17 protein-coding genes and 1 pseudogene are annotated in these 21,174 nt (G+C 55.9%); 11 read left to right on the forward strand and 7 right to left on the reverse strand.

The annotated features are described in order from the left end of the window. Positions 1-320: 320 nt before the first annotated feature. The 9 genes and pseudogenes from HU739_RS12255 to HU739_RS27010 form a co-directional block, all read left to right on the forward strand. Positions 321-836 (forward strand): Hcp family type VI secretion system effector, encoded by a 516-nt coding sequence (locus HU739_RS12255; RefSeq protein WP_007949952.1) that lies wholly within the window; start codon positions 321-323, stop codon positions 834-836. A gap of 134 nt (positions 837-970) precedes the next feature. Next, on the forward strand, positions 971-3,013 hold the full coding sequence (gene tssI, locus HU739_RS12260; protein ID WP_186551097.1) for a type VI secretion system Vgr family protein: 2,043 nt from the start codon (positions 971-973) through the stop codon (positions 3,011-3,013). Continuing rightward, on the forward strand, positions 3,003-3,743 hold the full coding sequence (locus tag HU739_RS12265) for a DUF4123 domain-containing protein (RefSeq protein ID WP_186551098.1): 741 nt from the start codon (positions 3,003-3,005) through the stop codon (positions 3,741-3,743). The genes tssI and HU739_RS12265 overlap by 11 nt, the downstream gene beginning before the upstream one ends. Then, positions 3,740-8,773, forward strand: coding sequence for an RHS repeat-associated core domain-containing protein (locus HU739_RS12270; protein WP_186551099.1), 5,034 nt, complete (start codon positions 3,740-3,742; stop codon positions 8,771-8,773). The genes HU739_RS12265 and HU739_RS12270 overlap by 4 nt, the downstream gene beginning before the upstream one ends. Continuing rightward, positions 8,770-9,240, forward strand: coding sequence for a hypothetical protein (locus tag HU739_RS12275; protein WP_186551100.1), 471 nt, complete (start codon positions 8,770-8,772; stop codon positions 9,238-9,240). Before HU739_RS12270 ends, HU739_RS12275 begins: the two co-directional genes overlap by 4 nt. 161 nt (positions 9,241-9,401) lie before the next feature. Then, positions 9,402-9,713, forward strand: a complete 312-nt coding sequence (locus HU739_RS12280; protein ID WP_186551101.1) for a hypothetical protein — start codon at positions 9,402-9,404, stop codon at positions 9,711-9,713. A gap of 590 nt (positions 9,714-10,303) precedes the next feature. Continuing rightward, a complete protein-coding gene (locus HU739_RS12285) occupies positions 10,304-10,567 on the forward strand; it encodes a hypothetical protein (protein WP_186551102.1) in 264 nt (87 codons plus the stop codon). Between the two features lie 466 nt (positions 10,568-11,033). After that, the gene (locus HU739_RS12290; RefSeq protein WP_186551103.1) at positions 11,034-11,312 is read left to right on the forward strand and encodes a hypothetical protein; all 279 of its coding nucleotides are present in this window, start codon (positions 11,034-11,036) and stop codon (positions 11,310-11,312) included. Positions 11,313-11,328: 16 nt separating this feature from the next. Next, positions 11,329-11,514: pseudogene (locus tag HU739_RS27010) on the forward strand (RHS repeat-associated core domain-containing protein); the annotation flags it as partial. Positions 11,515-11,768: 254 nt separating this feature from the next. On the opposite strand, the gene HU739_RS12295 reads toward HU739_RS27010, so the two are convergent. The 3 genes from HU739_RS12295 to HU739_RS12305 form a co-directional block, all read right to left on the reverse strand. Then, positions 11,769-12,491 (reverse strand): tellurite resistance TerB family protein, encoded by a 723-nt coding sequence (locus tag HU739_RS12295; protein WP_186551104.1) that lies wholly within the window; start codon positions 12,489-12,491, stop codon positions 11,769-11,771. A 272-nt stretch (positions 12,492-12,763) separates the two neighbouring features. Further along, complete coding sequence (locus tag HU739_RS12300; RefSeq protein WP_186551105.1) at positions 12,764-13,321, reverse strand: hypothetical protein; 558 nt, start codon at positions 13,319-13,321, stop codon at positions 12,764-12,766. A gap of 5 nt (positions 13,322-13,326) precedes the next feature. After that, the gene (locus tag HU739_RS12305) at positions 13,327-13,908 is read right to left on the reverse strand and encodes a ComF family protein (RefSeq protein ID WP_186551106.1); all 582 of its coding nucleotides are present in this window, start codon (positions 13,906-13,908) and stop codon (positions 13,327-13,329) included. Positions 13,909-14,392: 484 nt separating this feature from the next. Here HU739_RS12305 and HU739_RS12310 point away from each other — a divergent pair, with 484 nt between their 5' ends. Further along, positions 14,393-14,899: a BRO-N domain-containing protein gene (locus HU739_RS12310; RefSeq protein WP_186551107.1), complete on the forward strand. Its 507-nt coding sequence runs from the start codon at positions 14,393-14,395 to the stop codon at positions 14,897-14,899. A 107-nt stretch (positions 14,900-15,006) separates the two neighbouring features. On the opposite strand, the gene HU739_RS12315 is transcribed toward HU739_RS12310, so the two are convergent. Further along, on the reverse strand, positions 15,007-15,192 hold the full coding sequence (locus HU739_RS12315; protein ID WP_016771524.1) for a hypothetical protein: 186 nt from the start codon (positions 15,190-15,192) through the stop codon (positions 15,007-15,009). Positions 15,193-15,596: 404 nt separating this feature from the next. Between HU739_RS12315 and HU739_RS12320 the strand changes: the two genes are divergently transcribed. Further along, on the forward strand, positions 15,597-17,225 hold the full coding sequence (locus HU739_RS12320) for a glucan biosynthesis protein D (RefSeq protein ID WP_186551108.1): 1,629 nt from the start codon (positions 15,597-15,599) through the stop codon (positions 17,223-17,225). A gap of 180 nt (positions 17,226-17,405) precedes the next feature. Here the strand turns inward: HU739_RS12320 and HU739_RS12325 are convergent, their stop codons facing one another. The 3 genes from HU739_RS12325 to HU739_RS12335 all read right to left on the reverse strand — a co-directional run bounded on the left by HU739_RS12325 (position 17,406) and on the right by HU739_RS12335 (position 21,086). After that, a complete protein-coding gene (locus HU739_RS12325; RefSeq protein WP_186551109.1) occupies positions 17,406-18,512 on the reverse strand; it encodes an NADH:flavin oxidoreductase/NADH oxidase in 1,107 nt (368 codons plus the stop codon). 266 nt (positions 18,513-18,778) lie between these two features. After that, positions 18,779-20,488, reverse strand: a complete 1,710-nt coding sequence (gene recJ, locus HU739_RS12330) for a single-stranded-DNA-specific exonuclease RecJ (RefSeq protein ID WP_186551110.1) — start codon at positions 20,486-20,488, stop codon at positions 18,779-18,781. 55 nt (positions 20,489-20,543) lie between these two features. Further along, positions 20,544-21,086, reverse strand: a complete 543-nt coding sequence (locus HU739_RS12335; protein ID WP_007908961.1) for a YaeQ family protein — start codon at positions 21,084-21,086, stop codon at positions 20,544-20,546. Positions 21,087-21,174: the final 88 nt, after the last annotated feature.

The following is a 21,174-nucleotide window of genomic DNA, read 5'->3' on the forward strand; positions in this document are numbered from 1 at the left end:
CACCTCGGTCCCGGCCAATGCCCAACTGCGCAAGAAGTTGCGCAGTAGGTCGTAATATTTCGGGGGTCAATTGCGCTGTAGCCCTTATGGAGAAAGGCCTGCAGCCAAGTGCGCAAGAAGTTGCGCAGTACTGCGCAACTTCTTGCGCACTTTCTCTTGATTATCACGCCGAAAAACCCGCCATTTGGTAACTCACTGCTCTCAAGTCCCCACCCGCCGGGCACTTCACCAAACCTGGCACGCTCCTTGATACCCCTCAGCCACCCACCGGGCGATTTCGCCTCCGGGCCCTTAACTTTATTCCGCAAGGAGAGCACCCCATGGCAACACCAGCGTACATGTCGGTTACCGGCGAAAAACAAGGCCTGATCACTGCCGGCGCCTTCACCGCCGACTCCGTTGGCAACACCTACCAGGAAGGTCACGAAGACCAGGTCATGGTTCAGGCGTTCACCCACGACGTGATCATCCCGCGTGACCCGCAATCCGGTCAGCCAACCGGTCAGCGCGTACACAAGCCAGTCGTGATCACCAAGGTCTACGACAAGGCTTCGCCACTGCTGCAAGCCGCACTGACTTCCGGCGAGCGCATGAGCGAGATCGTTATCCAGTGGTACCGCACTTCGGCGCAAGGCACCCAAGAGCACTACTACACCACCAAACTGGAAGACGCGATCATCGTCGCCATCAACAACAAAATGCACAACTGCCAGGATCCAGGCAACGCGCACTTCACCCACCTGGAAGAAGTGCAGTTCACCTACCGCAAAATCACCTGGACCCACGAAGTATCCGGTACTTCGGGTTCCGATGACTGGCGTGCTCCAGTCGTTTAATTACGGCTGACCGTTACACGCATCGGCCAGCTCTGCTGGTCGATGTTGTTTACGCCCCTCCAGAATTTCGCGTACGTTGAGCCGCTTTTTCGCGGCCGTCGACGAGCGCCGCTGTACAGCACGAGGAACAAGGGATGTTCGCGCCGGCCAATGAAACCCACTTTGCCCTGACCATCGAAGGGCTTTCTGCCGACTTTCAGGTGTTTACCCTGCAAGGCCGGGAAGCCATCAGCCAGCCTTTTGTGTTTGAGGTGGAGCTGGTCAGTGAGCAGCCGTCGCTGGACCTCGAAACCCTGCTGCACAAACCGGCCTTTCTGCAACTGTCACCCGACGGCAGCGGCATTCATGGCCAGATCTACCGCGCCGCGCAAGGCGATTCGGGCAAGCGCCTGACCCGTTATTCGGTGACGCTGCGCCCGCAACTGTCCTACCTCGCGCACCGCATCAATCAACGCATCTTCCAGAACCTCACGGTGCCGAAAATCATCGGCATGGTGCTGGAAGAGCACGGCATTCAAAGCAACGCCTACGAATTCAAGACCGGCTCGATCTACCCCGAGCGCCTCTACTGCGTGCAATACGACGAGTCGGACCTGCACTTCATCCAGCGCCTGTGCGAAGAAGAAGGCATTCACTACCACTTCCAGCACACGGCGACGGCGCACAAACTCGTCTTCGGCGATGACCAGACGGTGTTCCCGAAACTCGCACCCGTGGCCTATCAGCAAGACTCCGGCATGGTCGCCAATAACCCGGTGATCAAGCGCTTCGACCTGCGCCTGGAAACCCGCACCAGCCGCACCACCCGCCGCGACTACGACTTCGAAAAACCGCGCCTGACCCTGGAAAGCGAAAACCGTGGCGACGCCTTGCCCGACCTCGAAGACTACGATTACCCGGGCCGCTTCATCGACCGCGAGCGCGGCAAGCACCTGGCCAAACGCGCCCTCGAACGCCACCGCAGCGACTTCCAGCTCGCCGAAGGCAAGAGCGATCAGCCATTACTGGTCAGCGGCCACTTCCTCGCTCTGACCGAGCACCCGAAAGCCAAATGGAACGACCTCTGGCTGCTCACCGAAGTGCTGCACGAAGGCAAGCAACCGCAGGTGCTTGAAGAGTCCGTCACCAGCGACACCACCGCGCTGAAAGACGATTTCCACCAGGGCTACCGCAACCGCTTTCAGGCCACGCCATGGGACGTGCCCAACCGCCCGCCCCTGCGCCACCCGAAACCACGCATCCTCGGCAGCCAGAGCGCCGTGGTCACCGGCCCGAAAGGCGAAGAAATCCACTGCGACGAATACGGCCGCGTCAAAGTCCAGTTCCACTGGGACCGCGAAGGCCAGGCCGACGACAAGACCAGCTGCTGGCTACGCGTCTCCAGCGCCTGGGCCGGCGCCCAGTACGGCGGCATCGCCATTCCGCGCATCGGCATGGAAGTGCTGGTCACCTTCCTCGAAGGCGATCCCGATCAGCCCTTGATCAGCGGCTGCCTGTACCACAAGGAAAACACCGTCCCCTACGCACTGCCGGCGAACAAGACCCGCAGCACCTTCAAGACCCTGAGTTCCATGGGCGGTGGTGGCTACAACGAACTGCGCATCGAAGACAAAAAAGGCCAGGAACAGATCTACCTGCACGCCCAGCGCGACTGGGACGAGAACATCGAACACGACCAGAAAATCCGCGTCGGCAACGAACGCCACGACACCGTGGAAAAGAACAGCTACACGGAATTCAAAGCCGAAGAACACCACACCGTCTACGCCGACCGCAAAGTCGAAACCCGCGCCAACGACCACCTCACCGTCGGCGTCAACCAGCACGTCAAGATCGGCACCGGCCAGTTCATCGACGCCGGCCAGGAAATCCACCTCAGCAGCGGCATGAAAGTGGTGATGGAAGCCGGGGCGGAACTGACGCTGGTGGGCGGCGGCAGCTTTATCAAGATCGATGCCGGCGGCGTGACGATGAGCGGGCCGGTGATCAACATGAACTCCGGCGGTAGCCCGGGCAGTGGGACTGGCGCTGCGCCGTTGATGCCGGGCGTGTTGAAACAGGCTGATGCGGACGAGGCTGGCCAAGTCCTCACCCCGGCGCAAATCAACACCCTCAAACGCAACGCGCCGTTCTGCGAAGAATGCGAAAAATGCAAGGCAGGTGCCTGTGCCATCTGAACGAATCACCCCGAAGGACTGGCTGGCGCAACAGCCGCTGCAAAGTGGCGAGCGTTTGTATCTGGTCATCAGCGCGGCGAGTGATGCCGAGCCGCTCAAACCTTTCTACCAGCAAGATCACGCAGCGCAACTGCTGCCAATCTGGAGCGGAACGCCCTACGCCGATTGGCTTCCCGTAATGCCGTATCTCGCCGAGATCACCTCCCATGCCAGTTTTCTGCAATGGATAGCTGAAACCGACGCATTGGACTGGGGTTGGCTAGCTGTATCCACAAGCACGCCGGAGACCGTGCTGGAACATTTGCGCAGCCTGACTCAGGTGAAAATGCCGGACGCTACCGAAGTGTTTTTCAGGTTCTGGGATGGTAGACATCTTCATCCGATCATCGAAGGGTTAGGTGCCACAGCAGGTGAGTTGCTGCCAGTATTCCAACGTTACCTGATCAACGGACACGCTCTCGAAGTCGGCAGAAGAGCGGTACGTCCTGCAAAAGAGTGGCCTTGGTGGGAGATTCCTCAAACGCTATTGGATGCCCTCGCGGCAAAGGATCAAACCACCGTCGTCGAGAACCTGATGCAGTGGCTATCAGAAGATTGTCCTGAGTTGTTCTTCGAATTCCCCGAAGCCAATTTGCGCAGAAAGGTTGAGCGCTTCGTGCGCCAAAACCCAAACACAGAAGATATGGCAGAGCGTCTCGCTGCACAGCTGACAAAGGAAGTCACGTCATGAATACCCCGATTGGTACCCTGGTCCTGCGAGTGCTGGACGCCAAAGCGCCCGACGTGAGCCTGATTCTCAAGGACTTCAAAAACTGCCTGAGCGATTACAAAGAATGGGCAGACGGGTTTTGGAGTGGCTGGGCACTGGACGTCGATCAGACCTTCAAGGTCGGCAACGAAGTCAGCGTGACAGAACGCAAGACCAAGACTGGCGCCGTTGAAACCTATGCGACCTGCCCACTGGTGGGTGATTTCACGCTGATCCACATGTTTGAGTCAGCGCGATTTGTACCTATCGGAAATACTCCAGTGAAATTGGAGCCAGTCACCAAAGGCACCTTTTACGATGACGTTACCGGTCCGGTCATCGAAACCATGATCGGCCCAAGCGGCATCAAAGTGATCGAGGGGGCCAAGAAGGGCCAGACCTATCGCATTACGTTCTTCCCCAACGTATCCCAGAGTGACGTCAAAGCACTCTATGACTCCTATCAAGGCGTTATCGGCAAGCTTGAAGGCTGGCTGCAAAGCGAATGGTCGAGCAAGTTTCAACCGCAGTGGGCCAGCTACTCGGCGGCAGATCGTGCGGGGCGCTCGGTCATTTTGCTCAAACGAGCGCTGGACGGTTTTGAGCAAGCTCTACTCCGTCTGTGGGATGACATCAAAAGCCTGTTCGACCTGCTCGCCCACCCTCAAAAAAACTACGCAAAACTCAAAGAATATTTGTCGGACGTCGAAATCGACAAGCTATACGCTGCTTCGAAAGAGTCCATTGCTTCAGGGTTGCTGATCCTCAGCGACGAACCGCTGATGTTCATCTATGTCTCGGCGATCGTGGCTTGGGTCGGCATGCTCCCGCCGCAGGTCATCGTCGACGTTATGACAGCGATCGCTTCGGAGTTTCTGATCAACGTACTACTGGGTATCTGCCTGACAGGTGGCGCTGGACTTGCTGTAAGAGCCGGGACAAAAGTCATTACCACGGTCAAATCGGGCGAAGCAATCAAGTACCTGGACGATCTTGCCTCGACCCTAATGACACTCAGCAACAAACACGCCCTGCCCGCCCACGCGCAAGCGTCGAAGCCCATCATCGCCAGCGCTAAAAACGTGCCGATGAAGCCGGCCAAAACCGCAGCGCTGAAAATCGATGAAGCTACTACCGAAGCACCAAAGGCTGCCCCAGGGAGGGCTGAGTCCAAAAGCCATGTAGAGGGGCTCCCGCCCAGAAGCCAGCTGCCGAAAACTGCAGATACTCCGAAACAGGAAGTCAAAGAAGCCTCTTCGTTTCCACGAGATAAAAAGCAAAATCAGACCTCGCTTCAGCCAAAAGAAAAGGTCGACGACGCCCCCGATCAATCCAAGACGCCCGACGACAAAAGTGCCACCTGCGCCAAGAAAACCTGCACCAATGGCTGCCCGGTTTCGATGGTGACGGGTGAAGAGCTGTTGACGATTACCGACGGTGAACTTGGCGGTTTGTTGCCCTTTACATGGACGCGTCTCTATCGCACCAGTGCGGCGGAAATCGACTGCGGCCTCGGTTATGGTTGGAGTCACGCCCTCGCCCAGCGGGTGGACATCAATGGCGATGAAGTCGTTTGGACTGACCACGAAAACCGTGTCACGACCTTTCCGATGCCGAGCGAACAGCGCCCGGCAATCACCAATAGCCTTTCGGAAGCGGCTATCTTCATTGGCAGTGATCCTTCGGAGCTCGTTCTCACACAGGCTGGTGAACGTAAGCAGTTCTATCACTTCCGCTTCAACAGCAAAGGCGCGACGCTGATTGCTATCAGCGACAACTACGACAACCGCCTGCACATCACCCGTGACATCCACGGTCGGATCAAGCGCGTGGACAACGGGGCCGGTCGAGCACTTCTGGTTCGGTATGACCGCAAACACATCATCGCTATCGACTATCAGCAATTTGTCCCGGCAGACACACTGGAAGATGCGTGGAGCACCGTCCAGACCCTGGTCACCTACACGTACGATGCTCAGCAGCGCCTGACCAAAGCCACGAACGCTGCCGGTGAGTCTGAGCGTTACACCTACAACGAACAGAACGTCATTCTCGAGCGGCAACTTGCAGGTGGCGCGAGCTTTTACTGGGAGTGGGAAAAGGAAGGCAAGTCCGCGCGTTGCATCCATCACTGGGCCAGTTTCTCGCAGATGGACGCGCATTACGCCTGGGATGACAACGGTAGTGTCACGGTAACCAACGCCGATGGCAGTGAAGAAATCTACACCCACGATGACCAGGCTCGGCTCGTCGCCAAGGTCGATCCGGATGGTGCCGAGCACTTAAAAGCCTATGACGACAAAGGCCGACTGATCGCCGAAAAAGACCCGATGGGGGCGGTCACGGAATATCAGTACAACGAGGCCGGCCGTTTGATCGCGGTGATACCGCCAGAAGATGCGCCGACTACCTACGAGTACTACAAGGGCTTTGTCCGTGTGGTGAATCGCGGTACCGCCAAATGGGTCTACTGGCGTAACGACCAGGGTGACATCACTGAACAAGTCGACCCGGACGGCAATTCGACGCATTACACCTATGATCGCCAAGGACGCCTGCTGGAGATCCGCCATCCTGACGGTAGCCGTCACCAACTGGGGTGGAACAATCTCGGCCAATTGCTGGAGGAGCGTCTGCCGGACGGCGGCCAGCGTAAGTACCGCTACGATGCGCTAGGCCGACAGATCACACGTCAGGCTGAAACCGGAGCGATTACTCATTATCAGTGGGATGCAGCCAATCGGCTGGCACAAATCACTCTGCCCGGCGGCGCTACCCGTGCCTTCACCTACAACCCATACGGCCGCGTCACTGCAGAACGCGACGAACTGGGGCGCATCACCCGCTATGAGTACGCCGACAATCTCCATCTGGTCAGCCGTCGAATCAATCCGGACGGCAGCCAACTGCGCTATCGCTACGATAACGCGCGCCTTCTGCTCACTGAAATCGAAAACGAACGCGGTGAGCATTACCATCTCGATTACTACAGCAACGGCCTGATCCAGCAGGAAACCGGCTTCGACGGGCGTCGCACTGCGTACGAGTACGACCTCAACGGCAAACTGTTGAAGAAAACCGAGTTTGGTGACGACGGCAGTGAGCTGGTGACCGAGTATCAGCGCGATGCCGCTGGCCGCTTGCTGGTCAAAACCCTCGCTGATGGCGAGGAAATCCATTACAGCTACGATGCCTTGGGTCGCTTGGTAAACGTTGACGACGGCCACTGGCCCCTCGCCTATGAATACGACATACAAGATCGCCTGATCACTGAGCACCAAGGCTGGGGCACCACGCGTTACGAGTACGACAGCGTCGGCCAATTGAGTCACTGCCGACTCCCTGATGGCAGCACGCTTGATTATCGTCACCTGTCCGGCGGTCGGCTGAGCAGTATCGACCTCAATGGCTCGCGCCTGACTACGCACCAATTCGACGCTGGCCGCGAACGGCAGCGCCAACAAGGTCTGCTTCTCAGCCAATACCAGTACGACGAACAGGGCAGGCTTCAAGCTCACAGTGTAGGTCAGCAGAATCGCAATCTCTTTCAGCGCCGCTACGCCTACAACGCCAACGGCAATCTTGCCGGCATCGATGACAGCCGCAAAGGCAACCGCAGCTACCACTACGACCCACTGGATCGTCTGATCAGTGTTCGCGGCGCCACACCGGAAACGTTCGCTCATGACCCGGCCGGCAACTTGCTCGGTCAAAACGATCTGCCAGTTGCGAACCTCGCCAACGTCAAAGGTAATCGCCTGCTGATGCAAGGCGACCGCCACTATGACTATGACGCCTATGGCAACCTGACCCGCGAACGACGTGGCACCGGCCAGAAGCTCGTCACCGAATATCGCTACGACTGCCAGCACCGCCTGATCGGCGTCAGCCTACCCGGCGGCAGCACCGCAGCCTACAAATACGACGCCTTCGGCCGCCGTATTGAAAAGACCGTTGACGGGCAAACGACTGAATTCCTCTGGCAAGGCGAGCGCCTGATCGCAGAAAGCGCCGAGAATCGCTACCGCAGCTATATCTACGAACCCGGTAGCTTCCGTCCGCTGGTGATGCTAGACGGCGAAGGCCCGCTGAAGGCAACGCCGTTCTACTACCAACTCGACCACCTCGGCACGCCGCAAGAACTCACCGACTACAGCGGCGAAATCATGTGGTCGGCGAAATATCGTGCCTACGGCAATCTTGCCGCCCTGGACGTCAGCGAAATCGACAACCCGCTGCGTTTCCAAGGTCAATACTTCGACGCCGAGACGGGGTTACATTACAACCGGCACCGCTACTACAATCCTGGGACTGGACGGTTTCTGACACCGGATCCGATCAGGCTTGCGGGTGGGTTGAACAACTACCAGTACGTGCCTAACCCTACGGGGTGGGTGGATCCGTTGGGGTTAAATGCAACGTGCCCTGGACCCGATTGCAAATTACCAACGAACACTGCGAATGCTACAAAACCTGACCACCTGCCTATGAGTCAGGAAAAGTTCGATGAAATTATCGACATGAACAAGGCCGATAGGCCACCAAGCCCCAATGAATATTTGCCGGATAGTTATGTCAGTGCGCACCGCGAGCTTTTTGCAAAAGAAGGGGGATCCTTCATAGTGATCGAAAGCTGGATCACCGACTCCAGATATCCAAGTTTTCCACAGAGAAAATTTGTAGGACTCTCCTCTGAAATGGAAAAAGTAGTTGAGAAATATAGAGCATCGGGAAACGACTGGAATGTTCTCAACAAGGAACTCAATCTCGGTGCAAAAACCCTAGAAGGTGAAGGCATATACATCGTTAAAATAAAACCAGATGATCCGAGATTTAGCTACGAGATGCCAAACGGGCGTGAAAACGGCGCTTATCCTAACGAATGGGTCCCGGGCGGAGCTACTAAAAGCGGAACAAAAGAGGCGGCTTTGATCGGTTCAGAAAACGTCACTCACAACAGTGACATTGGAACGTTGTTGAAAAACTTTGACGACTGGGAAAAGCTTCAATGAAGACCACTTTTGAAACGGCTTTAGAATCTCATGAGATATCTGATTTCTTTAAAGGCAATGGAAAATATTTTGCCCGTGGCTCCGACTGGGGAGACCATCTCTTCATTAGCAACTGGCAGGAAATGTGCGGAGTTTTAAAATATCAAAAAGCTGCACAAAATCTGCTGACAACAATATTTGAAGATTACGTAAAATATTTAAAAGAAGATTATTCGAATGCAGAAGGCTTGCTTTCAAATATAAGCGCTTACTACACACTTAAAAGCAAAATAGCGTTTCTTTCGGAAAATAATTACGACTTAATTGAAAGCCTTGACGAAAAAAGCAAGAAAAATATAGGAAAATTATTTCGACTCCTTAAACAGCAGTACGACATAAAAAACGAAGATTTGCCCAAGTACAAATTTGATGATGAGATCAAAAGATTAAAACTCAAAGGGTGTCTAATCGACCTTGAACACCTTTGAGCAATATAGTTAATGCCACTACCTCACGCCACCGAACGCTCGATACCTAACCTGCCTTTAGTTGAGGCATATGGAAAATATGGCGACGGAGGAGCACCACAATTCCACTTAGATGGACAAAAAGTTAAATCCGAAAAAATAGTTATACTTTCGAAAGATAAATGAGAACTTTTTATGTGATTGCCAGAAAGGATATGGAGCCAAATCTTCCGCATAGCTCAAACTGGCCAAAAGTAATAGGCTACTCATTCAAAGATAACTATTTCTACTTATCCGAAGGCAAGGGCCACGGTTTTGTGGCGAACGACATGCACGAATCGAAAGCTAAAAGACCAGAATGGCTTGAAATATTTACAGCTTTAGACTCGACCTGGTTCTTAAATATGATTGACAACACTAACTTCACTAGCGAAAAGGATTTCCTTGACAAACTAACCGCACACACTGAAAAAGTAGACATAATAACATTTTGACTAATCCCCAAAATTTTGGCAGATTTGTTGTTTAAACACTGCATATAAATCCGTCCCGCATTTGTCCGATGTGTGGTAAAGGAGACTGCCCTGATGTTTCACCTCCACTAACACAGTCGCAAATAGACGAGATTATTGCGACACCGAAGGGTATGCGCCCCGACCCAATCAGTTATCTGTCCGCCGACTACATATCGAATCATCTTTCCCAGTTTGATGGCGGTGCGACCCGTTTTATGACTCAAAACAACGTGGACAGATATGGTATTGGACAACGTGATGGCACATCCCTTTGTTATGCCGAGAAGCGAAGCCGATAGGCTGCTAGCATCCGCTAACGGAGATAGCTCTGTCTTGAGAGCTCCTTGAGCCTTGAACTTGGCTTTCTTACAACAATCAATTACTGCGCATTGACATCACTAACCCAAGGGAACGAGGATTAAGATTTCCATCAGAAAATGAAGCCGTCGCTAACGACCTATGGATTCCGGGTGGAAAGTTGCCAAATGGAAACAGTGAAGCAATAGTCGACGCTAAAGGCCCGATTGCACCGAAACTTGAAATATCACCACTGTCGCTATAAGAGAAACATGAAATTCAATGACACTTTTGTCAATACAGACAAGCGATTCACTTTAGGAATAGAAGCCGCCAGTGGAAAGTATTATGTTTCTATCCCTGTTAGCAACCGGTTGGTTGACTATGACGAGTATTATGAAATAAGCAGAGAGCCATACGAACTCTTTCTTAGAGATCCGTCCGCAGCACTGATATTTGTAGAGCGCTGTAAAGCTAGACAAGAAGACGAATCTCTTATGGTCAAGCCAGGCGCAGACCGCGGAGTGGCGACCTAAAAAATTTGTGACCGCTCCATGAACTACACATTCAAAGCTGCCAAGTGATCCCAGATGCTGTGCTCCCGAATTCTTTCAGGAACCCGTCCGCCATGATGCGACCCGCGACAGCTCTACGAGTGCCAACAGTGCGGCACCGGATCTCAAGCACGGCAACGGGCGAGACGCAAAAAGGCAAGCGGGTCAAAACCGGCATTACCGTCGTCGAGTACATCTCCTTCAGCGACCCGACCCGACGCCACTAAAATGGACACTAAAAACAAATCTGCTCTCACTTGAAACACATCTGATGGATGGCCATTAGTTCCGTAAAAAACCGCCTCTTTGCGAAAAACCATAAAGAGTACTGTGATCAAAAGGCCTGAGTTGTGCGCGGGATGGCTCAATCCTACCCGGAGGAGGTGTGTAACTTCTCAATGCTTCGAAAGATAATTATGAAAAAAACACCCAATTGAGCAGGCGAAAGATGAATCAAGCTCTCCTCCACGAAATTGCTAAACGTAACGGATTTATTGTTGCATTATTTTCCGATCACCCAGATTTTTTTTCATCTTGGTCATTACGAGTAACAAAGAGTAATACCACATATATGATTGACAACGACGGAAGAAATGGATGGTTGATCCTTCACAAGGAAACTTCTCCAAATAAATATCAAGAATTAGACAAAAAAACATCTCACACAATGAATAATAATGAAAAAGCCAACATATGCGAAATATGGCTTCAAACAATCTCAAGTTAATGATTCCAGACTGCGGAATTTCCTTTGGCAAGGCGAACACCTGATTGTAGAAAGCGCAGAGAACCGCTACCGCAGCTATGTCTACGAATTGGGTGCCTTACGACCGTAGGCAATGCTCGACGGCAAAGGCCCACGCAAAGCTAAGCCGTTCTGCTGCCAATTCAACCACCTCGGCACGCCGCAGGAACTCACCGACTACAGCGTGACAGGTACACCGCCACGCTGGGAGACGATTTTCATCAAGCTATGGCAACCGCTTCAGGCTACGTCATTGAACGCGCCGAATCGCCCACCGTTGCTCTCGCCAAAACCGCGCTTCCTGCGGCAGCCAGACAGCTCTGGTCACAGGCGCAAAAGGCAGTGTCAGATCTTTCTAACCACGATCCACTACTGCTTTTCTCCAGTCCGCAGGCAAAAAAATCGCAGCTAACACTGCGATTTTTTTAAACGATAACTTTAAACCGCCGCCAACCGCACCTGCCTCTCCAACTCCACCTTCAACCCCGGCTCCAATTTCAACTGCCGCGCCAGTTCGTCCAGATAGCTCTTCTCCATGAAATTCTCCTCGTCCACCAGCATCACACTGGCGATGTACATTTCCGCCGCCATTTCCGGCGTGCTCGCCGCGCGGGCAACGTCGGTAGGGTCGAGGGGTTTGTTGAGTTCGGCATGGAGCCAGTGTTGCAGTTCCTGATCGTTATCGAGTTTTGTGAACTCGCCTTCGATCAGTTCGCGCTCACGCTCATCGATGTGGCCGTCGGCTTTGGCGGCTGCGACCAGAGCTTTGAGAATGGCTTGGCTGTGCTGCTCGACCTGTGCCGGAGGCAGACGGTCGAGGGTTTGCGGTTCCCGTTGGGGGGCGCTGCCTTTTTGCGCGTTGTAGTTGCCGTAGGCCTTGTAGGCCAGAACGCCCAGCGCGGCGAGGCCGCCGTAGATCGCGACTTTGCCGCCGACCTTGCGCACCTTTTTATTGCCGAGCAGCAGGCCCATCGCGCCTGCGGCCAATGCACCACCGCCCGCGCCGGAGAGCAGGCCGCCAAGGCCGCCACTACCAGAGGCGCCGCCCAGCAAGCCGCCCAAGCCACCACTGGCCGATTTGTTCTGAGCGCCGCCGGCCTTGTTCTGCAGCATTTCCTGCCCGGACTTGAGCAGTTGATCGAGCAATCCACGGGTGTTCATGTTCCGCCTCCAAACAAGGGTTATCCGGATCTAAGGCCCTCAGCCTAGTTCGAAAGTGCCCGAACCCGACCTGCGAGTGTGCTTCCAGATGTTGCTCGATCACAGCGGACGCTTGGATATGCACTCATGCCGATCTATCAGAACCCACCACGGTTAACCCTGATGATGGCCCTGCGTCAAACCGTCATTTCATTGCAGCGGGCAGGGACTCGCCAGAACCCTTTGGCCCCGCTACCGGGACGGTGCCGGGCTCAGAAAGACGAAGCGCATTATCACAAAGAAAGCTCTGCCTGATCGTGTTTCAGCAAGGAAATCCGCTCAAACAACCTGATTTTTTCGTTGGCTTTTTGCTTGGCGTGTTCGGGCATGAACGCAATCAACTCTTCGAGCTGCCAGACGTCACCCACTACTTTGAACGACTTTTCTTTATTGACGAAAACAAGCGACTTCTTCTTCCTCGACAGCAGCTCTATGACGTTGCTGAGCGTACCGGTGCTTTTTGCGTCCCAGATCATCAATCCGTAGTCAGCCTGTTCTGCCATCGCTACGTCTTTTTCAGTAAAAAAAGCTCTCGACCCCTTTGAATGTCTGGATTCGACTGTTTTGGCGGGCCATTGACCAAGGTTGTTACGCGGCGCTGAACCGCTGCAAAAAACGGTGGTTTTGGACCGCTCGAGGCTCAATAAATACTCCTGAATCGAAGTATCGGCGCCACCCGCATCACCCACAACCACGTCAAAATCAGACGCCACGATATTATTGATGCGCTCTTTAACCTTTGGATCAAGGTTCTTGATATTGATAGAGCCAGCAATAAATACAGTTGTCATTGGGTTCATTTCCAAGTTAGCGCTGCTACGTAAATCTTACCGACCTTCGGGTATTTACGTAAAACGGCGCAGGCCGCGTCCATCGACGCCCCACTATCAAAAAGATCATCTACTACCAAAACATTCCAGCGCCCATCAGTAGCGATTTCATCATTAACGCTAAAACTGTTCCCAATCGCGGCAACCTTGTCTGCTTTGGAATGCAGGTCCTTGAGCGATTTTCCCGTAGCCGCCTTGCGAAGCAAATCCGAGAAAACCGGCCGCCCGATCATTCGCCCCAACGCCAATGCAACCTCATTTACCGGTTGTCGCTGGCGAACATTTGAAGCTGGCATTGGCACTACAAACCCTACCTGCTCCAGTTTTGGAAACACATTTGTCGCTACGGCTTGAGCGAGCGGGCCGACCTGAGTCCAATCCTTTTGGTATTTGAGCTGGTAAGTCGCCTCGCCTATTTCAGTACGCTGATTATCGAAGCATGGATGCCCGCGATCATCGTTGCCGAGAAAGGTACTACTTACCATGTGTTTGTCCAGCACCCAGCCCTGATCCCAGGGGCCGTTGATCTGTCTGAGGCAAACCTTCATTGAATTCTCCGTTAGTCATAAATCCTTCGAACCCTTAAATCAAGGGCCGAGCACCTGCAGCGATGCGCAAGATTCAAACAAATAACGGAAAAAACACTGGTTAGGGTTGGTCACGCTGGCGTGAGCGCAAAAACAGGCATTTCCTACAGATGTAGCCTGCATGAAAAAGCCTAATTTCCTACGCTGTGCGTCGAAGGAGTAGACTTGTCGCCGCGAGCGCCTAACCGATACGCTTTATCCCGTCGCTGCCAATTCAGCGACCCGGGGTCGAAGCCGGAAACTGTCAAAACGGTGCTTGCATGCCCTCCATTGAACTGCGGATTTTTCATGGCTTCAGTTCTGTTTTATGGCGGGCCGTTTGGCGCGGGCCTTCCGGCTTTACCGTTTCGACAGGAAGCAACCCGACTTCGAACGCCCCTCGGCTCGCCACCCAATTTTTCGAAGAATTGGTGGCGACTTTCCAACTCGAAACGGAAGTCACTAAATGTCTACGCAAATCCAGAATCCGCCGTCCACGCACTTCACCCCCACCGTCTTCACCCGCCACAACCGCTTCCTCCACGCGTTCATGCAAGACCACCAAGCCTGGTTCTGTGTCCAGGATCTCGGACGTCTGATGGGTTATCCGCTGAACGAACGCCTCACGCTGAAACTCGATCCCGACCAGCGTCGCAAAGTCCTCCTGCGCCGGGACGGCGAAATCCTCGATTGCGCAGTGGTCAGCGAGTCCGGACTGTTCGCCCTCCTCGTCCATCACTTCGTCCCGGAAAACCGTCACCTGCGCCAATGGCTGAGCCATGAGGTCATTCCGACGATGCGCGAAATCCATTCAAGCCCACAGGAAAACCACCCGTGCCTGAGTTCGATGCATTGGGCGGGCGTTACCGTGCCGTTGTTGCACTGGCAACAGCAGGCATGGGTCAAATGGCGTGATGTGCCGGAGTTGATGCACGGCCAGCGGCCGTATCCGGTTCAGGGAAGTTGTCGCTAAAACCTGGTGAGCAAAATTCTGTGGCGAGGGAGAAAGCTCCCTCGCCACAGGTTTATTGAACCGGCCTCCGTGAAAGTCAAATGGCTTTCACGGTGCCTGCCCCGGCGTTAAAACCGCGAAACACTCCGCATCGCATCCACCAGATACCGCATGGCTATCCGGTCGCTCTCCGACAGCTCTCGATAACGCTCCACCAGTTTCAATTCTTCGGAGTTGAGCCGGCGTCTTCTGCGCCCGCCGCCCAAGCAAGGGAAGATGCCTAACATTTCGGTGATGCCCTGTATTTTTGCCATGGACGATGTCCTTCTCTATTGAGTCAAGAAACTGCAAAACCCCACATCGCCCTGCCTCTTCGAGCAGCGTCGTGTGCCCTGCCGGCACGAAGGCTTGTATCCGGTCTTGCCCATAGAATAGGAATTAAATCGGCGCTGAAAAGCAGTTTTTAGAGTAATTAATCGAAAAAAGCAGATATGCCCTCTAAATCAGAAGACCCTGTCGGAAATTTAACCGACATGTCTTGTTTCATTGACGCGCCATCGCTGTGCTATCAACGAATTTTGCTATTCGAGCGAACCGTTTAAGCTAGCCGGCATCTGTTACTAGTCCGCTGCGTTTGGCCAAAGGCATGTCCAAACCGATATTTCTGATCCAGCACGTGCCAGGAAAGGCGCGGGATTGCACACGACAGGTTGTATTTATGCATCGCAGGAATTTGCTCAAAGCGTCCATGGCCATCGCGGCTTACACCGGTCTGTCGGCCACTGGCCTGCTGGCTACGCGCGCCTGGGCTGCGAATGGTGGCGCCGCCGATGGGGAGGCCCAGGCCTTCGATTTCGAATCGTTGAAGCGGCAGGCAAAGCAGCTCGCCGGCAGCGCCTATCAGGATACGAAGCAGGTCTTGCCGCCAACCCTGGCGACCATGACGCCGCAAAACTTCAACGCGATCCGCTATGACGGCGAGCATTCCCTGTGGAAGGAGAACAAAGGTCAGCTGGACGTGCAGTTCTTCCACGTCGGCATGGGTTTCCGCCAGCCGGTGCGCATGTACAGCGTCGATCCGAAGACCCGCATGGCGCGCGAAGTACATTTTCGCCCTGCCCTGTTCAACTACGAAAACACCTCGGTCGACACCCAGCAGCTCAAGGGTGACCTGGGGTTCGCCGGCTTCAAACTGTTCAAGGCGCCGGAACTGGACCGTCATGACGTGGTGTCGTTTCTCGGCGCCAGCTATTTCCGTGCCGTCGATGCCACTGGCCAATATGGCCTGTCGGCGCGTGGTCTGGCGATTGACACTTACGCGAAGAAGCGCGAAGAGTTTCCCGACTTCACCAAGTTCTGGTTCGAGACCCCGGACAAGAACGCCACACGCTTCGTAGTCTACGCCCTGCTCGACTCGCCAAGCGCCACTGGCGCCTATCGCTTCGACATCGATTGCCAGGCCGAGCGCGTGGTCATGGAAATCGACGCGCACATCAACGCGCGCACTGCCATTGAACAGTTGGGCATTTCGCCAATGACCAGCATGTTCAGCTGCGGCACCCACGAACGCCGCATGTGCGACACCATCCACCCGCAAATCCACGATTCGGATCGCCTGGCGATGTGGCGCGGCAACGGCGAGTGGATCTGCCGACCGCTGAATAACCCGGCGAAGCTGCAATTCAACGCGTTCGCCGACAAGGACCCGAAAGGTTTCGGCCTGGTGCAGACCGACCACGAGTTCGCCAACTATCAGGACACCGTCGACTGGTACAGCAAGCGCCCGAGCCTGTGGGTAGAACCTACAACCGCATGGGGCGAAGGCTCTATCGATTTGCTGGAAATTCCTACGACGGGCGAGACGCTGGATAACATCGTCGCGTTCTGGACGCCGACGAAGCCAGTGGCTGCTGGTGATTCGCTGAATTACGGCTACAAGCTGTACTGGAGCGCGCTGCCACCGGTCAGCACACCGTTGGCGCGGGTGCATGCGACGCGCTCGGGCATGGGCGGCTTCACCGAAGGCTGGGCACCGGGCGAGCACTATCCGAAGGTGTGGGCGCGGCGCTTTGCCGTGGACTTCACCGGTGGCGGCCTGGAGCGCCTGCCGCAGGGCACCGGGATCGAACCGGTGGTTACCTGTTCCAACGGCAAGGTGCAGGACTTCAGCGTGTTGGTGCTGGACGACATCAAGGGTTACCGGATCCTGTTCGACTGGTATCCGACCAATGACAGCGTCGAGCCGGTGGAGCTGCGCTTGTTCATCCGTACCAATGACCGCACGTTGAGCGAGACGTGGTTGTACCAGTATTTCCCGCCGGCGCCGGAGAAGCGCAAATACCCTTGAGGTTTCGTAGCGTCTGATAGGGCCTCATCGCGAGCAGGCTCACTCCTACAGGGGATCGCATTCCAAAATGTAGGAGTGAGCCTGCTCGCGATAGCGCCAGACCAGGCAACCGATGATTTTCAGGACACAAGAAAAGCCCCGACCATCACCGGCTCGGGGCTTTTGCTTTTCAACCGTCCATCAATCACGTAGATCCGACTCATGAATCGGCTGATCCCGATGGGTCGCCCGCTGATACTGCGCCGGCCACACTGCTTTACGTCCTCCCAGATCATCGTCTGCATGCAACGGCCAGTACGGATCACGCAGCAATTCCCGCGCGAGGAAAATGATATCAGCCTGACAGGTACGCAGGATGTGCTCGGCCTGTGCGGGCTCGGTAATCATGCCTACGGTGCCAGTGGCGATGCCTGACTCTTTGCGCACCCGTTCGGCGAAGCGCGTTTGATAACCCGGCCCGACCGGAATCTCGGCATTGGCCGCGGTACCGCCCGACGACACGTCAATCAGATCGGCCCCCAGCGTGTGCAGACGTCGCGCCAGCTCCACGGTTTCATCCGGGTTCCAGCCATCCTCGACCCAGTCAGTCGCCGAGACGCGGACAAACACCGGCAACTCTTCCGGCCACACCGTCCGCACCGCTTCGGTGACTTGCAGCACCAGACGGATTCGGTTTTCGAACGAACCGCCGTACTGATCGCGACGTTGATTGCTCAGCGGTGAAAGAAACTGATGCAGCAGATAGCCGTGCGCTGCGTGCACCTCGACCACACTGAAACCTGCTGTCAACGCGCGCCTGGCAGCGTCGACGAAGGCCTGAATCACTTCGGCGATCTGCTGCTCATCGAGCTGTTTCGGTTGGGTGTGCTGGGGATCGAAGGCAATCGGCGACGGCCCGACCGGTGTCCAGCCGCCATCCTCGGGTTTGACGCTGCCATGTTTGCCGATCCACGGCCGGTGGGTGCTGGCCTTGCGTCCGGCGTGGGCCAGTTGAATGCCGGCCACCGCGCCTTGTGCGGTAATGAAACGGGTGATGCGTTGCAGCGGCGCGATCTGTTCGTCGTTCCACAGACCGAGATCTTCGGCGGTGATCCGCCCGTCGGCCGTGACCGCTGTGGCTTCAGTGAAAACCAGACCGGCGCCGCCCACCGCACGGCTGCCGAGATGCACCAGGTGCCAGTCGTTGGCCAGGCCATCGACGCTGGAATACTGGCACATCGGCGAAACGGCAATGCGGTTGGGCAAAGTCAGTTGGCGAAGGGTAAAGGGTTCAAGCAGCAGACTCATGGGGCACCTCTCGAATCAGTGGGCAGGCTCCAGGGTTCTGTTTGAAAAGTCGACGAGTGACAGAAAAAGGTGCAGCACCCGCCCCCGCGGGCAAAAATTCGACAGGACGTCACAAGGCCAATCAAGCAGTGCTTAGAGCCTAGTCGACAACCGCCGATGCGGGAGGGTTCAGAGTGATTCAGGGTGTGATAGGACGCTTTCGCGAGCAGGCTCGCTCCCACAAGGACACCACCGTACCTGTGGGAGCGAGCCTGCTCGCGAAGGGCTTAACGCGGTTCGATATGGGCAATCATCAACTGCACGGTCTCGTTGCCGCGAAACTCGTTTACGTCGAGCTTGTAGGCCAGCTCAACCCACTGAATCGTCGGATTCGGCCAGATATCGCGATCAATCCCGAAGGCGATGCCGTCGAGTTTCACCGAGCCGCATTCGCTTTTCAGCACCACTTTCAGATGCCGCTCGCCAACGACGCGCTGCTCGACCAACTGAAACACGCCGTGAAACACCGGCTCGGGGAAATGCTGCCCCCACGGCCCGGCGTGACGTAAAGCGCGCGCCAGTTCCAGGTGGAACTCTTCAACCGCCAGAGTGCCATCGGTGAGCATTCGTCCGGTAAGGTCTTCCTCGCGAAGTTGTCGACGCACTTCGGCGTCGAATGCTTCGGCGAACAGCGGAAAATTCTCCTGGCGCAGGGTCAGACCGGCCGCCATCGCATGGCCGCCGTACTTGGCGATCAGCGTCGGGTGTTGTGCGGCCACTACGCTCAAGGCATCGCGAATGTGGAAGCCTTGCACCGAACGTCCCGAGCCCTTGAGCAGCCCATCGCCGGCATCGGCGAAGGCGATGGTCGGGCGGAAATACCGTTCTTTCATGCGCGAAGCGAGAATACCGATCACCCCCTGATGCCATTCAGGATCGAATAAACACAGACCAAACGGCATCGATTCGACCGGCAAGTCCTTGAGCTGTGCCAGTGCCTCGCGCTGCATGCCCTGCTCGATGGATTTGCGATCCTGGTTCATGCCGTCCAGTTGCGCGGCCATTTCCCGGGCCAGATGGGCGTCAGCCGTGAGCAGGCATTCGATGCCCAGGCTCATGTCGTCCAGGCGCCCGGCGGCGTTCAGACGCGGACCGACGATAAAGCCCAGATCGGTGGACGTGATGCGCGCAGCATCACGCTTGGCCACTTCCAGAATCGCCTTGATCCCCGGCCGCGCGCGCCCGGCGCGAATCCGCTCCAGACCCTGGTGAACGAGGATGCGGTTGTTGGCATCCAGCGGCACCACGTCGGCAACGCTGCCCAGGGCCACAAGATCAAGCAGTTCGCCAATGTTCGGTTGGGGCTTGCTTTCGTACCAGCCGAGGCTGCGCAGGCGCGCGCGCAGCGCCATCAAGACATAGAAAATCACCCCGACGCCGGCCAGTGCCTTGCTCGGGAATTCGCAACCGGGCTGGTTCGGATTGACCAGCGCATCGGCCTGCGGCAGCTCATCGCCGGGCAAATGGTGGTCAGTAATCAGGACTTTCAAACCCGCACGCTTGGCCGCTGCGACGCCTTCGACACTTGAAATGCCGTTATCCACGGTAATCAGCAATTGCGGTTCGCGGGTCAACGCGACGTCGACGATTTCCGGCGTCAGGCCATAACCGTATTCGAAGCGGTTGGGCACCAGATAATCGACGTGGGCTGCGCCCAGCAGGCGCAAGCCAAGCACACCGACGGTGCTGGCGGTGGCGCCGTCTGCATCGAAGTCACCGACGATAAGAATGCGCTGACGCTGTTCCAGCGCGGTCACCAGCAGGTCCACCGCCGCATCGATGCCCTTGAGCTGTTGAAACGGAATCAACCGCGCCAGACGCTTGTCCAGCTCTGCCTCTGATTGCACGCCCCGCGCCGCGTACAGGCGAGTCAGCAGTGGCGGCAGATCGCCCAGGAAGGGCAGCGTGGCAGGCAGTTGACGAGGTTCGATACGCATGGGGTGACGGAGACTTCTCTTCAGTACGTGGGATTAATCAGCAAGTGCCGCGACCTCAGCCGCGCTCGCCTTGCAGCCATTGCAACTGGACTTCGTGCTGACCGCGGTCGTCGGTGACGAAGATCGTCCCTTCGCTGATCATCACGTCCCACTTGATCACGCGGGGCATGTCCTTGGCGAGGGTCTCCAGCACTTCCTGCGGGACCGCGGCGATGTTGACGTTTTTCAGGTTCTTGATCGCCGGGATCACCTTGGTTTCCCAGACGCGCAGGCTGCCGTAGGCCAGCAGACTGGTGCGCTCGGTGCGGCGCGAGCACCAGGTCAGGCGATCGGCGTCTGGCTGGCCGACTTCGATCCAGTGCAGGACGCGGTCGTCCAGACTCTTTTCCCACAGCGCAGGTTCATCCACGTCTGACAGACCACGGCCGAACGACAACTGCTCGTTGTACCAGAGAGCGTAGGCCAGCAGCCGCACGGTCATGCGCTCTTCGGTCTCCGAAGGGTGACGGGCGATGGTCTGCTTGACGCTCTCGTAGACGCTGCGGTCGAGGTCGGTGAGGTTCAGTTCAAATTTGTAGGTGGTGGACGGCTGGGCCATGAACGGGCTTCTTGATACGAGGAAAGTCGGCAAGTCTAACCGATGCGGCAGGCAATCATCGAATTGATGGCGATCAACCTGCGGCGCC

This window comes from Pseudomonas hamedanensis, assembly GCF_014268595.2.
GTDB lineage: Bacteria > Pseudomonadota > Gammaproteobacteria > Pseudomonadales > Pseudomonadaceae > Aquipseudomonas > Aquipseudomonas hamedanensis.

What these genes read in the sequence shown, in the direction of transcription:
- HU739_RS12255 (WP_007949952.1), top strand. Translation starts at nt 321, where the DNA reads ATGGCAACACCAGCGTACATGTCGGTTACCGGCGAAAAACAAGGCCTG.
- tssI (WP_186551097.1), top strand. Translation starts at nt 971, where the DNA reads ATGTTCGCGCCGGCCAATGAAACCCACTTTGCCCTGACCATCGAAGGG.
- HU739_RS12270 (WP_186551099.1), top strand. Translation starts at nt 3,740, where the DNA reads ATGAATACCCCGATTGGTACCCTGGTCCTGCGAGTGCTGGACGCCAAA.
- HU739_RS12275 (WP_186551100.1), top strand. Translation starts at nt 8,770, where the DNA reads ATGAAGACCACTTTTGAAACGGCTTTAGAATCTCATGAGATATCTGAT.
- HU739_RS12280 (WP_186551101.1), top strand. Translation starts at nt 9,402, where the DNA reads ATGAGAACTTTTTATGTGATTGCCAGAAAGGATATGGAGCCAAATCTT.
- HU739_RS12285 (WP_186551102.1), top strand. Translation starts at nt 10,304, where the DNA reads ATGAAATTCAATGACACTTTTGTCAATACAGACAAGCGATTCACTTTA.
- HU739_RS12290 (WP_186551103.1), top strand. Translation starts at nt 11,034, where the DNA reads ATGAATCAAGCTCTCCTCCACGAAATTGCTAAACGTAACGGATTTATT.
- HU739_RS12295 (WP_186551104.1), bottom strand. Translation starts at nt 12,491, where the DNA reads ATGAACACCCGTGGATTGCTCGATCAACTGCTCAAGTCCGGGCAGGAA.
- HU739_RS12300 (WP_186551105.1), bottom strand. Translation starts at nt 13,321, where the DNA reads ATGACAACTGTATTTATTGCTGGCTCTATCAATATCAAGAACCTTGAT.
- HU739_RS12305 (WP_186551106.1), bottom strand. Translation starts at nt 13,908, where the DNA reads ATGAAGGTTTGCCTCAGACAGATCAACGGCCCCTGGGATCAGGGCTGG.
- HU739_RS12310 (WP_186551107.1), top strand. Translation starts at nt 14,393, where the DNA reads ATGTCTACGCAAATCCAGAATCCGCCGTCCACGCACTTCACCCCCACC.
- HU739_RS12315 (WP_016771524.1), bottom strand. Translation starts at nt 15,192, where the DNA reads ATGGCAAAAATACAGGGCATCACCGAAATGTTAGGCATCTTCCCTTGC.
- HU739_RS12320 (WP_186551108.1), top strand. Translation starts at nt 15,597, where the DNA reads ATGCATCGCAGGAATTTGCTCAAAGCGTCCATGGCCATCGCGGCTTAC.
- HU739_RS12325 (WP_186551109.1), bottom strand. Translation starts at nt 18,512, where the DNA reads ATGAGTCTGCTGCTTGAACCCTTTACCCTTCGCCAACTGACTTTGCCC.
- recJ (WP_186551110.1), bottom strand. Translation starts at nt 20,488, where the DNA reads ATGCGTATCGAACCTCGTCAACTGCCTGCCACGCTGCCCTTCCTGGGC.
- HU739_RS12335 (WP_007908961.1), bottom strand. Translation starts at nt 21,086, where the DNA reads ATGGCCCAGCCGTCCACCACCTACAAATTTGAACTGAACCTCACCGAC.